The organism is Mesorhizobium sp. SP-1A (assembly GCF_032460275.1).
Lineage (GTDB): Bacteria > Pseudomonadota > Alphaproteobacteria > Rhizobiales > Rhizobiaceae > Mesorhizobium.
Genome location: NZ_JAVXZD010000001.1, coordinates 1,216,203 through 1,228,782 on the forward strand (window position 1 = coordinate 1,216,203; position 12,580 = coordinate 1,228,782).

Annotated in this window: 15 protein-coding genes; 14 read left to right on the plus strand and 1 reads right to left on the minus strand. The window is 66.5% G+C overall.

The window, feature by feature from the left end:
* Positions 1-114: 114 nt before the first annotated feature.
* The 7 genes from nrdR to QU595_RS05870 all read left to right on the plus strand — a co-directional run bounded on the left by nrdR (position 115) and on the right by QU595_RS05870 (position 6,983).
* Entirely contained in the window at positions 115-579 is a 465-nt protein-coding gene (gene nrdR / locus QU595_RS05840) for a transcriptional regulator NrdR (protein ID WP_315919733.1), read from the plus strand.
* A gap of 2 nt (positions 580-581) precedes the next feature.
* A complete protein-coding gene (gene ribD, locus QU595_RS05845; RefSeq protein WP_315919734.1) occupies positions 582-1,706 on the plus strand; it encodes a bifunctional diaminohydroxyphosphoribosylaminopyrimidine deaminase/5-amino-6-(5-phosphoribosylamino)uracil reductase RibD in 1,125 nt (374 codons plus the stop codon).
* On the plus strand, positions 1,706-2,323 hold the full coding sequence (locus QU595_RS05850; protein WP_315919735.1) for a riboflavin synthase: 618 nt from the start codon (positions 1,706-1,708) through the stop codon (positions 2,321-2,323). Before ribD ends, QU595_RS05850 begins: the two co-directional genes overlap by 1 nt.
* A 105-nt stretch (positions 2,324-2,428) precedes the next feature.
* A complete protein-coding gene (ribH, locus tag QU595_RS05855; protein ID WP_315919736.1) occupies positions 2,429-2,884 on the plus strand; it encodes a 6,7-dimethyl-8-ribityllumazine synthase in 456 nt (151 codons plus the stop codon).
* 5 nt (positions 2,885-2,889) lie between these two features.
* The gene (nusB, locus tag QU595_RS05860) at positions 2,890-3,390 is read left to right on the plus strand and encodes a transcription antitermination factor NusB (RefSeq protein ID WP_315919737.1); all 501 of its coding nucleotides are present in this window, start codon (positions 2,890-2,892) and stop codon (positions 3,388-3,390) included.
* Positions 3,387-4,613 (plus strand): MFS transporter, encoded by a 1,227-nt coding sequence (locus QU595_RS05865; protein WP_315919738.1) that lies wholly within the window; start codon positions 3,387-3,389, stop codon positions 4,611-4,613. Before nusB ends, QU595_RS05865 begins: the two co-directional genes overlap by 4 nt.
* A 213-nt stretch (positions 4,614-4,826) precedes the next feature.
* Entirely contained in the window at positions 4,827-6,983 is a 2,157-nt protein-coding gene (locus QU595_RS05870) for a sodium-translocating pyrophosphatase (RefSeq protein WP_315919739.1), read from the plus strand.
* A gap of 121 nt (positions 6,984-7,104) precedes the next feature.
* Here QU595_RS05870 and QU595_RS05875 read toward each other — a convergent pair whose 3' ends face one another.
* Positions 7,105-7,647, minus strand: coding sequence for an outer membrane protein assembly factor BamE (locus tag QU595_RS05875; RefSeq protein ID WP_410000479.1), 543 nt, complete (start codon positions 7,645-7,647; stop codon positions 7,105-7,107).
* A 109-nt stretch (positions 7,648-7,756) separates the two neighbouring features.
* Between QU595_RS05875 and QU595_RS05880 the strand changes: the two genes are divergently transcribed.
* The 7 genes from QU595_RS05880 (at position 7,757) to QU595_RS05910 (ending at position 12,573) form a co-directional block, all read left to right on the plus strand.
* On the plus strand, positions 7,757-8,311 hold the full coding sequence (locus QU595_RS05880) for a ubiquinol-cytochrome C chaperone family protein (protein ID WP_315920729.1): 555 nt from the start codon (positions 7,757-7,759) through the stop codon (positions 8,309-8,311).
* A gap of 1 nt (position 8,312) precedes the next feature.
* Complete coding sequence (locus tag QU595_RS05885; RefSeq protein WP_315919741.1) at positions 8,313-8,858, plus strand: DUF177 domain-containing protein; 546 nt, start codon at positions 8,313-8,315, stop codon at positions 8,856-8,858.
* A gap of 114 nt (positions 8,859-8,972) precedes the next feature.
* A complete protein-coding gene (gene plsX / locus QU595_RS05890) occupies positions 8,973-10,055 on the plus strand; it encodes a phosphate acyltransferase PlsX (RefSeq protein WP_315919742.1) in 1,083 nt (360 codons plus the stop codon).
* 12 nt (positions 10,056-10,067) lie between these two features.
* Complete coding sequence (locus QU595_RS05895; protein WP_315919743.1) at positions 10,068-11,039, plus strand: beta-ketoacyl-ACP synthase III; 972 nt, start codon at positions 10,068-10,070, stop codon at positions 11,037-11,039.
* 100 nt (positions 11,040-11,139) lie between these two features.
* The gene (locus QU595_RS05900) at positions 11,140-11,463 is read left to right on the plus strand and encodes an integration host factor subunit alpha (protein WP_315919744.1); all 324 of its coding nucleotides are present in this window, start codon (positions 11,140-11,142) and stop codon (positions 11,461-11,463) included.
* A gap of 165 nt (positions 11,464-11,628) precedes the next feature.
* On the plus strand, positions 11,629-12,171 hold the full coding sequence (locus QU595_RS05905; RefSeq protein WP_315919745.1) for a MerR family transcriptional regulator: 543 nt from the start codon (positions 11,629-11,631) through the stop codon (positions 12,169-12,171).
* 99 nt (positions 12,172-12,270) lie between these two features.
* Positions 12,271-12,573: a hypothetical protein gene (locus QU595_RS05910; RefSeq protein ID WP_315919746.1), complete on the plus strand. Its 303-nt coding sequence runs from the start codon at positions 12,271-12,273 to the stop codon at positions 12,571-12,573.
* The last annotated feature ends 7 nt before the right edge of the window (positions 12,574-12,580 follow it).

Sequence of the window (12,580 nt, forward strand, 5' to 3'; positions counted from 1 at the left end):
GGACATGCGGCGAAACAGGCGGGCAGGGCATGATCCTGTCCGAAATCCGGTTTCCACTTTTCGGGAACTTGCCTTAGCCTCCCGCGCAGTCAGAATCGCGAGCAAGGCTTTTAAATGCGCTGCCCCTATTGCCAGTCCGAAGACACGCAGGTGAAGGATTCGCGCCCCGCCGAGGACGGCGCGGCGATCCGCAGGCGGCGCGTCTGCCCCGATTGCGGCGGGCGCTTCACCACCTTCGAGCGGGTGCAACTGCGCGACCTGGCGGTGATCAAGAAATCCGGCCGCAAGGTGCCGTTCGACCGCGACAAGCTGGCGCGTTCGATCGAGACGGCGGTGCGCAAGCGCAATGTCGATCCCGAACGCATCGACCGCGCCGTCACCGGCATCGTGCGCCAGCTCGAAAGCTCGGGCGAGACCGAGATCCCGTCCGCCGAAGTCGGACGGCTGGTGATGGAGGCGCTGAAGTCGCTGGACGACGTCGCCTATGTCCGTTTCGCTTCCGTCTACCGCAATTTCCGCGAGGCCAAGGATTTCCATGACCTGCTCGGCGAGTTGAAGGGCGACGAGGAACAACCCTGACCATGGCAGCCGCAGACAAGGCCCTGCAGGAGACGCTCGATCGCCGTTTCATGGCGGCGGCGCTCAGGCTGTCGCGCAAGAATCTCGGCCGCACCGCCACCAATCCCTCGGTCGGCACCGTGCTGGTGCGCGACGACGGCGCCGGGCCGATGATCGTCGGCAGCGGGGTCACGGCGGTCGGCGGGCGTCCGCATGCGGAGGCCGAAGCCCTGGCCGAAGCCGGCGAACTGGCGCGCGGCGCCACGGCCTATGTGACGCTGGAGCCCTGCGCCCATCACGGGCGCACGCCGCCTTGCGCCAACGCGCTGGTCAATGCCGGCATCGCGCGCGTTGTCGGGGCGGCGAGCGATCCGGACCCTCGCGTGTCCGGCAAGGGCTATGCGATCCTGCGCGCGGCCGGCATCGAGGTGGCGGAGAAGGTGCTGGCCGTCGAGGCGGCCGAGCAGATGGCCGGCTACATGAATCGGTCGCTGAGGAAGCGGCCGGAAGTGATTCTGAAACTTGCGCTTTCGGCCGACGGCTATCTCGGCCGCAAGGGCGGCGGCCAGGTTTCCGTCACCGGCGAGATCGCGCGCCGCGAGGTGCATCTGATGCGCGCCGAGGCCGACGCCATCCTGATCGGCATCGGCACTGCGCTGGAAGACGACCCGGCGCTGACCGTGCGCCTGCCGGGACTGGAAAACCGCTCTCCGGCCCGCATCGTGCTGGATCGCCGCATCCGCCTGCCTGAAACGTCGAAGCTCGTCGCGGGCACGGACCGGGTGCCGCTCTACGTCGCCGCCGCCGAGGATGCCGACCCGCAGCGCCGCGCGGTTCTGGAACGGGCCGGGGTGCAATTCATCGGCACGGACACCGCCGACGGGCGCATCGCCCTGCCGGAACTGATGGAAGACCTTGCCGCGCGCGGCATGGCCAGCGTCCTGGTCGAGGGCGGCGCCGAGGTGGCAAAGGGCTTCCTCGCCGACGATCTGGTGGACCGGATCGTCCTGTTCCGGGGGACCGAAGAGATCGGCGAAGGCGGCATCGTCTCGCCGCTGGACGAGAACGGCATACCCGCCGCCTTCAGGGAACTGCGCCAGATGCGTTTCGGCGACGATACATACAGGGAATGGGTAAGGGATATCTGATGTTCACGGGCATCGTCACCGACGTCGGCACCGTCGCTGCCGTCAAGCCGCTGAAGCAAGGCATGGGCTTGCGCATCGACACCGCCTACGACCCCAGAACCATCGACATCGGCGCGTCGATCTCCTGCTCGGGCGTGTGCCTCACCGTCACAGCGCTGCCGGAAGCCGGCTCGAACGCCCGCTGGTTCGAGGTCGAGGCATGGGAGGAGGCGCTTCGGCTCACCACCGCTTCGGACTGGCGGCCGGGCACGCGCCTCAATCTGGAACGCGCGCTGAAGATCGGCGACGAACTGGGCGGCCATATCGTCTCCGGCCATGTCGACGGCATGGCCGAAATCGTGGCGCGCGAGGAGGAGGGCGACGCCGTTCGCTTCACGCTGGAGGCGCCACGCGAACTGGCGAAATTCATCGCCCCCAAGGGCTCGGTGGCGCTGGACGGCACCTCGCTGACGGTGAACAGGGTGGCCGGCACGCGTTTCGACGTGCTCCTGATCCACCATTCGCTGGAAGTCACCACCTGGGGCGGGCGCAAGGCGGGCGACCGCGTGAATCTCGAGATCGACACCATGGCCCGCTACGCGGCGCGTCTGGCCGAGGCCGCGAAGGAAGGACTTTGAAGCCGGCACTGGAATAAGGTCCTGGCTTTCGCTTCCGCGGCAAACTGGGCCTTGCGGTCCACTTCGCTTCGGCCTAATTGACCGGCTCCCCTCGGAGACGATGTGATGGCCAAGCAAAAGAAACCCAAGCTCCTCATCGTCGAGGCCCGCTTCTACGACGACCTTGCGGACGCACTGCTCGAGGGCGCGAAGGCGGCGCTCGACGAAGCGGACGCGAAATACGATGTCGTGACGGTGCCGGGCGCGCTGGAGATCCCCGCTGTGATCTCGCTGGCGCTCGACGCGGAGGCCGACGGCGGCACCGCATATGACGGTTTTGTCGCGCTTGGCACGGTGATCCGCGGCGAGACCTATCATTTCGAGATCGTCGCCAACGAATCGGCCCGCGCCCTGATGGACCTTTCGGTGCAGGAGGCGGTCTGCATCGGCAATGGCATCCTCACCACCGAGAACGACGAGCAGGCCTGGGCAAGGGCCCGCAAGACCGAGGGCGACAAGGGCGGATTTGCGGCCCGCGCAGCCTTGACCATGATAAGCGTGCGCAAGAAACTCGGAGCGTGATCCCAGTGACGCAACCCACCGGCAGCGGTCAGCCCCCCATCCGCCAGGCCAACAAGCGCGGCGCCGCGCGGCTGGCCGCCGTTCAGGCGCTCTACCAGATGGACGTCGCCGGCAGCGGCCTGCTGGAGACCACGGCCGAATATGAATCCTTCCGCCTTGGCAAGGAGGTGGACGGCTCGCTCTATCGCGAGGCCGATGCGCAGTGGTTCCGCGCCATCCTGGCCGGCGTCGTGGAGAACCAGAAGACCGTCGATCCGATCATCCGCCAGGCGCTGACCGAGGACTGGCCGCTGTCGCGGCTGGATTCGACCCTGCGCGCCATCCTGCGGGCAGGCGTGTACGAACTGATGAAGCGCGAGGACGTCCCCGTGGCGGTGATCGTGTCGGAATATGTCGACATCGCCAAGGCCTTCTACGAGGAAGACGAACCCAAGCTGGTCAACGCCGTTCTGGACCGCGTGTCGCGCCGGGTGCGCGGCGAGGGCCGGGGCAAGGACGCCAGATGACGGCGGTCACCGCCGCGACCGCCGGCACGGCAGCCAGGCAGGCTCGGCGCACGGCGCTGATCCTGGCGGCGGCGCAGGCCGTGCTGGGCTCGGCGGCACCGATCTGCTTTGCGCTCGGCGCGCTTGCCGGCCACTATATGCTGGGCGCCGACAAGTCGCTCGCGACCGCGCCGCTCACCGGCTTCAATGTCGGCGTGGCGCTCGGCGCGCTGCCGGCGGCCGCCGTCATACGCGCGCTCGGCCATCGCAACGGCTTCATGACCGGCACGCTGCTCACCGCCTTCGGCGGGCTGGTCGCCACCATGGCGATCTTCCATTCGAGTTTCTGGCTGTTCGCCGCCGGGCTTCTGGTGGTCGGCTTCGGCAATGCCTTCGTGCAGCAGTTCCGTTTCGCCGCGGCCGACAACGCGCCGGCCGATTTCAAGGCGCGGGCCATTTCCTTCGTGCTTGCCGGCGGCATCGTGACGGCGGTGCTGGGGCCCCAGACGGTGATCTTCACGCATGACCTGCTGGCGCCGGTGCCTTTCGCCGGCTCGTTCGCCGCGATTCTGGTGCTGGCCGCCATAGGCGCGGCCATCCTGTTCTGCCTGCCTCGCAAGACCAGGACGGAGACCGCCCACACCGCCACCCATGCCGGCCGTTCGCTCGGCGAGATCGTCACCCAGCCGCGCTATGCCGTGGCGCTCGCCTGCGCCGTGGCGTCCTACGCGCTGATGACCTTCGTCATGACCGGCGCGCCGCTGGCCATGGTCGGCTGCGGCTTTTCCTCCGACCAGGCCACGCTCGGCATTTCCTGGCATGTCATGGCCATGTATGCGCCGAGCTTCTTCACCGGCCGGCTGATCCACCGCTTCGGCGCGCCGCTGATCGTGGCGACCGGGTTCCTGCTGCTCATCTCCTGCGCGCTGGTTGCGATGTCGGGCATCGAGCTCTGGCATTTCTGGACCGCGCTCATCCTGCTCGGACTGGGCTGGAACTTCGCCTTCATCGGCGCGACCTCTATCGTGGCGCAGTGCTACCGGCCCGAGGAGAAGGGCAGGGCGCAGGGCTTCCACGATTTCGTGCTGTTCTCCAGCGTCGCCTTCGCCTCGCTGATGTCGGGCGCGGTCTACAATGGCTGGGGCTGGGACGTTCTGGTGCGAATCGTTCTGCCGGTTTCCGTCCTCGGCCTTCTGGCCATCGGCTTCCTGAAGCTGACGGAACGGCGCAGCCGGGCAGGCTGAACCGCCGCAACAGGGCGCGGCCGGGCGGCCAAGCCCGGGCATGCCGCCTTTTGCGCCGCCGCGCAGCCAAAGCTCAACACGAGCTTGACGTTCCCCAATGAAACTGGTCGCATACGCCATCGATATGGCGGCACGGAGGAACATCGCCGCCGGTCGGGGTCCAATGTCCGGGGAGGGGTTCTTCCGGACCATCAGTCGAGGAAAAATCCGCAAATGACCATACTTTATGTTGTCATTCTCTGCGGCGTGCTTTCGGTCGTCTATGCTATCTGGGCGACGCAGTCGGTGCTTGCCGCCGACCAGGGCAACGCGCGCATGCAGGAAATCGCCGCCGCCATCCGCGAGGGGGCGCAGGCCTATCTGTCGCGTCAGTACACCACCATCGCCATCGTCGGCGTCGTCGTCTTCCTGCTTGCCTGGTGGTTGCTGTCCGGTACGGCGGCAATCGGCTTCCTGATCGGCGCCGTGCTATCGGGCACGGCCGGCTTCATCGGCATGCATGTGTCGGTCCGCGCCAATGTGCGCACCGCGCAGGCGGCCTCCAACAGCCTCGCCGCGGGCCTCGACATCGCCTTCAAGTCCGGCGCCATCACCGGCCTTCTGGTGGCTGGTCTCGCGCTGCTCGGCGTCTCCGTCTATTACTGGGTGCTGACCGGCCCGATGGGCCATGGCCCGGCCGACCGCGTGGTCATCGACGCGCTGGTGGCGCTGGGCTTCGGCGCCTCGCTGATCTCCATCTTCGCCCGTCTCGGCGGCGGCATCTTCACCAAGGGCGCCGACGTCGGCGGCGACCTCGTCGGCAAGGTGGAGGCCGGCATCCCCGAGGACGATCCGCGCAATCCCGCCACCATCGCCGACAATGTGGGCGACAATGTCGGCGACTGCGCGGGCATGGCCGCCGACCTGTTCGAGACCTATGCGGTGACGGTCGTGGCCACCATGGTGCTGGCCGCCATCTTCTTCGCCGGCGCCGCCAACCTCGTCGATGTGATGATCTACCCGCTCGCCATTTGCGGCGCCTGCATTCTCACCTCGATCATCGGCACCTTCTTCGTCAAGCTCGGCGCCAACGGCTCCATCATGGGCGCGCTCTACAAGGGGTTGATCGTCACCGGCATCCTGTCGATCGTCGGACTGGCGGTGGCGACCTCCGCCACCATCGGCTGGGGCCAGCTCGCCATCGCCGACGGCAGGGCGCCCGTAACCGGCACCAACCTGTTCATCTGCGGCCTGATCGGTCTCCTGGTGACGGCGCTGATCGTGGTCATCACCGAATATTATACCGGCACCGGCAAGCGCCCGGTGGTGTCGATCGCGCAGGCGTCGGTGACCGGCCACGGCACCAACGTCATCCAGGGTCTCGCCGTCTCGCTCGAGTCGACGGCGCTGCCGGCGATCGTCATCGTCGGCGGCATCATCTCCACTTACCAGCTCGCCGGCCTTTTCGGCACGGCGGTCGCCGTGACCACCATGCTCGGCCTCGCCGGCATGATCGTCGCGCTCGATGCCTTCGGCCCGGTGACCGACAATGCCGGCGGCATCGCCGAGATGTCGGGCATGCCGAGCGAGGTGCGGCATTCCACCGACGCGCTCGACGCCGTCGGCAATACCACCAAGGCGGTGACCAAGGGCTATGCCATCGGCTCGGCCGGCCTCGGCGCGCTGGTGCTGTTCGCGGCCTATTCGAACGACCTGCAATATTTCGCGGCCAACGCCACGCAGTTCCCGTATTTCTCGGATATGGGCGCCGTCTCCTTCGACCTGTCGAACCCCTATGTGGTGGCGGGCCTGCTGTTCGGCGGCCTCATCCCCTACCTGTTCGGCGGCATCGCCATGACGGCGGTCGGCCGCGCGGCGGGCGCGATCGTGGAGGAAGTGCGCAAGCAGTTCCGCGAGAACCCCGGCATCATGCAGGGCACGTCGAAGCCGAACTATGCGCGTGCGGTCGACCTGCTCACCAAGGCGGCGATCAAGGAGATGATCGTGCCGTCGCTGCTGCCGGTGCTGGCGCCGCTGGTGGTCTATTTCGGCGTGCTGCTGATCTCGGGCTCCAAGGCCTCGGCCTTCGCCGCGCTAGGCGCCTCGCTGCTCGGCGTCATCGTCAACGGCCTGTTCGTGGCCATCTCCATGACCTCCGGCGGCGGCGCATGGGACAATGCCAAGAAGTCCTTCGAGGACGGTTTCGCCGACAAGGACGGCGTCAAGCACATGAAGGGCTCCGAGGCCCACAAGGCCTCGGTCACCGGCGACACGGTCGGCGATCCCTACAAGGACACCGCCGGTCCGGCCGTCAACCCGGCCATCAAGATCACCAACATCGTGGCGCTGCTGCTCCTGGCCGTGTTGGCCCATAGCGGCGCTGCCGGCTGATCTGCGCGGTTCGGCGGCTTCCGCCGCCGACCATGAAAAGAAAAACCCGCGGAAGCGATTCCGCGGGTTTTTCCATTCCTTGAAACGCCAGTCGGCCGGTGCCGATCTGGAGTTGGCGGGCCTACATGCCGCTGCCGGCGCCCATGATGCTGCCGGCCGAGCCCGGCGACATCTTGCCGGCGCCCTTGATGATCTGGGTCAGGAAGTTCTGGTCCTTGCCGCCCGTCGGCGTGGTGCGCGTGACGAAGTCGAACACCTTGCCGTCCTTCAGGCCGTAATTGGCGATGCGGGTGACGCGGTTGTCCTTGCCGAAATAGACGGCCAGCACCTTCTGGTCGACCACATGCGGGGTCTGGAAGGCGACCGAGCGCTTGCGGGTCTGCGAGATGTAGTAGAACACCTCGTTGTCGAAGGTCGCTGTGGTGGACGGGGTTCCCAGCGCCAGCAGTACCTGCTCCCGGCTCGATCCCACCGGGACCATGTCGAGGGTCTGCTGGTCCACGATATAGCCCTGGTTCAGCGTCTCGCTCGGGCTGAGGTCGCCGAACATCTTGTGCGTATTGCATCCCGAAAGGGCGCAAGCGGCCGCGACGAGGGAAACGATGCCGACGGACCTCGACGAAAAGGTCGACTTGAATTTCAGCGCGCGCAACAACAACTCCATTATTCCGCTTTCGGCACCGCTTGCGCGGGGCGGCAAAAGCGGTAAACCAGCTTGGCCGCCGATGCAACAAGACCGCCCGATAAACAGTTCTCCGGGAGAACGTCCCCTCATGTTCCAGCGCCTGTTTGGCCGCGAACGCCATGCCAACCGCGCCATCACCGAGGCGCTGTACGGTGAAATCGTGGCGGCGGCGCGGCAAAAACCCATCTATTCCGACTGGAATGTGCCCGATACGCCGCTCGGCCGCTTCGAAATGCTGTCCTTGGCCATGTTCCTGTTCCAGAATCGGCTGGTTGGCGAGACAGGTACGCCTGCGGAGATCGCGCAGGTGCTGATCGACGAGTTCTTCACCGATGTCGAGCATTCCCTGCGCGAACTCGGCATCAGCGACGTCGGCGTGCCCAAGCGCATGAAGCGACTGGCCAAGATGTATTACGGCCGCACCGCCGCCTATGCCGACGCGCTGGAGCGCAACGACCAGGAAGCGCTTGCCGCAGCCCTGACCCGTAATGTCCGGCCCGATTCGGCGGACTGGCCGGAGGCGGAACGGCTTGCCGCCTACGCGTTTCGCGTCCGGCAGGCCCTTGCCGCGCAGGCGTCGGACGATATCTGCGCCGGTACGCTGTCCTTTCCGGCGGCCGGCCGGGAAGATCAGGAGCCCTGAGATGCATGGACACGAAGCTTCGAGCCCGGTCTCGTTTCTGGCGCATGTGGGCCGGCTGCCGCAGAAGGGCATGTCGGTGACGATCGAGGCCGACGCCGCCCAGCGCGCGGCCCTGGCCGAGGCCCATGGCCTGCTGTCGGTCGAGAAATACCGCGCCGAACTGCTGGTCGCGCCCTGGCGCCGCAACGGGGTCAAGGTGTCCGGCCGTGTCGAGGCCGACATCACCCAGGCTTGCGTGGTGACGCTCGACCCGATCGCCGCGCATCTGGACGAGCCCGTGGAGGGGCTGTTCCTGCCCGAAGACTCCAAGCTCGGCCGGCATGGGTTCGAAGGCGGCGGCGAGATCGTGCTGGACGCCGACGGGCCGGATAGCCCCGAGACCTTTTCGGGCGACACCATCGATGTCGGCGCGCTGGCCGAGCAGTTTTTCGGCCTGGCCATCGATCCTTACCCGCGCAAGCCCGGCGCGACGCTGGATACCGGCGACGACGGCGGCGAGGAGAGCGAATTCCAGCGCAAGCTGAAATCTCTGCTCGGAAAATCCTGAGACGGCTGCGCAAACGGGTGGGCAGGTGATAAAAGCCGGTTGTGCGGCGATCCAAAACCGGTATTTTCGCCCGGCGCCGCGGGTCCCCCAGGCATAACAAGAGATGATTGACGCGTGATCAGGATTTCCATCGATGCCATGGGCGGCGATCACGGCCCGGGCGTTGTCATTCCGGCGCTTGTGAAGGTCGCCACCCGGCGCCCCGAGATCCGCTTCGTGATCTACGGGCGCGAGGAGGCGGTCAGGCCCGAACTCGCCAAATACCAGAAGCTCGCCGAGAAGAGCGAGTTCATCCACAGCGAAGTCGCCGTCAAGATGGATGACAAGCCGAGCCAGGCGCTGCGCCACGGCCGCGGCAAGTCGTCCATGTGGATGGCCATCGACGCGGTGAAGTCGGGCACGTCCGAGGCCTGCGTCTCGGCCGGCAACACCGGCGCGCTGATGGCGATGTCGAAATTCTGCCTGCGCACCATGGCCACCATCGACCGGCCGGCCATCGCCGCCATCTGGCCGACGCTGCGCGGCGAAAGCGTGGTGCTGGACGTCGGCGCCACCATCGGCGCCGACGCGCACCAGCTCGTGGACTTCGCCATACTGGGCACCGGCATGGCGCGTTCCGTCTTCGGCATGGAGCGCCCTACCGTCGGCCTGCTCAATGTCGGCGTCGAGGAGGTCAAGGGCCAGGAAGAGGTCAAGGACGCCGGGCGCATGCTGCGTGAGGCCAACATGGCTTCGCTGGACTATCGCGGCTTCGTCGAGGGCGACGACATCGGCAAGGGCACCGTCGACGTGGTGGTCACCGAAGGTTTCTCCGGCAATATCGCGCTGAAGACGGCCGAAGGCACCGCCCGGCAGATCGCCGGCTACCTGCGCGCCGCCATGAGCCGCACGCTGATGGCCCGCATCGGCTACATCTTCGCCAAGGGCGCCTTCGACCGGCTGCGCGAGAAGATGGATGTCGGCCGCGCCAATGGCGGCGTTTTCCTCGGCCTGAACGGCATCGTGGTGAAGAGCCATGGCGGCGCCGACGCGGACGGCTTCGCGGCGGCGGTGGAACTGGCCTATGATATGGTGCGGAACCGCCTGCTCGATCGCATCGAGGCCGATCTCGACCTGTTCCACGCAAGAAATCCGCGACCGCGCAACGATGACGGGACCAGGCGGGAATCGGACGCCGAGGCCGACGAAGAAAATTAGGAAACGCGAAACTTGATCAGATCAGTCGTGCGCGGCGTTGGCTCCGCGCTGCCCCGCCGAATCATGAGGAATGCCGACTTCGAAGGCATGGTCGAGACGTCGGACGAATGGATCGTCCAGCGCACCGGCATCCGCCAGCGCCACATCGCGGCCGACGACGAGACCACGGCTTCGCTGGGGGAGGCGGCGGCCCGCGCCGCTTTGGCCGCTTCCGGACTGACGCCGGACGATATCGACCTGATCGTGCTCGCCACCTCCACGCCCAACAACACTTTCCCGGCCACCGCCGTGGAGATCCAGAACCGGCTCGGCATGCGTCACGGCTTCGCCTTCGACATGCAGGCCGTGTGCTCGGGCTTCGTCTATGCGGTCGCGACGGCCGACCTCTACATCCGCGGCGGGCAGGCCAGGCGCGTGCTGGTCATCGGCTCCGAGACCTTCTCGCGCATCCTCGACTGGAACGACCGCTCGACCTGCGTGCTGTTCGGCGACGGCGCCGGCGCGCTCGTGCTGGAGGCGCAGGAGGGCGCAGGCACGATCGCCGACCGCGGCGTGCTGGCGTCCAGCCTGCGTTCGGACGGCGTCCACAAGGACAAGCTGTTCGTCGATGGCGGCCCCTCGACCACCGGCACTGTCGGGCACCTGCGCATGGAAGGCCGCGAGGTCTTCAAACATGCAGTGGGCATGATCACCGACGTGATCGAGGCGACATTCGCCGACGCGGGCATCACGGCGCAGGACCTGGACTGGTTCGTGCCTCACCAGGCGAATAAACGGATTATTGACGCTTCCGCAAAGAAGCTCGGGATAGCCGACGAGAAGGTGGTGATCACCGTCGACCTGCACGGTAACACCTCGGCCGCGTCCGTGCCGCTGGCTTTGTCCGTCGCCGTGGCCGATGGCCGCATAAAACCCGGCGACCTGGTGCTTCTGGAGGCGATGGGCGGCGGTTTCACCTGGGGCGCGGTGCTGATTCGCTGGTGATGGCGAACCCGGCGGTTCGGTCCTTGACCTTGGCGGATCAATTACTTAGGCTCCGATTTCGTTTGAACGTTGAGCTTTTTTAACGAGTGGGACAGTCCGCATGGGGGGAAAGACGCTTACACGTGCCGACCTTGCGGAAGCCGTCTATCGCAAGGTAGGGCTGTCTCGGACCGAGTCGGCCGAACTGGTCGAGGCCGTGCTGGACGAAATCTGCGAGGCCATCGTGCGCGGCGAGACGGTGAAGCTGTCTTCCTTCGCCACCTTCCAGGTGCGCTCGAAGAACGAGCGTATCGGCCGCAATCCGAAGACCGGGGAGGAGGTTCCGATCCTTCCCCGCAGGGTCATGACCTTCAAGGCCTCCAACGTGCTCAAGAGCCGCATCCTGCGCGCGCATCAGGGCGGCCAGGCCAAGTCCGGCAAGTAACGGGCGGGCGTCGCGGCGCCGTTTCCAGGCCCAACCTGCCGAAAGCGGTTGAAAAAATCGGCCTCTCGATTGAGGCCGGGCTTGAATGTCGACCAATAAACCGCTGAAATAAGGCTCCGATTCGGCCTTTTGCCAATCGTTCGCGTCCAGTGTGAGGATTCGCCCATGGACAAGAGCCCCGACGCTTTCCGCACCATCTCCGAGGTCGCCGAAGACCTCGATCTGCCGCAGCACGTCCTGCGCTTCTGGGAAACGCGTTTTGCCCAGATCAAGCCCATGAAGCGCGGCGGCGGCCGCCGCTATTACAGGCCGCAGGACGTGGAACTGATCAAGGGCATCCGCCACATGCTCTACGATCAGGGCTACACCATCAAGGGCGTGCAGAAGCTGCTGCGCGAGAACGGCAACCAGTTCCTGATCGCGATCGGCAATGGCGACATGGCCGCCGTGGAGGCCATATCCCAGCGCAAGCAGGCGGACGCCGTGCCGCTGACGCCGGGCGCGCAGCCGCGCGGGCCCGACGAGGAGATGCTGGTCGGCCAGCCCAAGGTGAAGCCGAGCCGGCGCTTCTTCGGGCTGGGCAAGGCCGACGACGAAGGCCCGGTCCAGGCCGACAGCGGCAAGCTCTCGCGCGACAACCGCGCGCTGTTGCAGGAGGCGCTTTTCGATCTGCTGGAGTGCAAGCGGCTGCTCGACCAGGTGCGTTGAACCGATAAGGGCAGCCGCCCCGTCATTGCCTTGCGTCGCCGCAGGAACCAAGCGGCGGAAACGCCGTTTCCTGTCCTTCATGCAACGAAGGACTGATGAATGGCTTCCTTTTCCAACCTTTCCGACATCGATCTCGAAAAGCAGGTGGCATCGCTGTCGCGCGAACTGGCGTCGCTGAAGAAGGCGCTGGCTCGGAAGGGCAGTGCCTACTACGAGGACGGGCGCGATACGGCATCGGATTACTATGACGATCTCGCCGAAAGGGTGCGCCAGGGCCTGCCGGTCCTGAAAAAGCATGCAAGGCGCGTGGAAAGATCGGCGCGCGAGCATCCGGCCACTGCCGCTGCGGTCGGCGCGGTTGCGCTCGGCCTCGTCGCGCTGCTCCTGTTCGGCCGGCGCTGACCGTCGG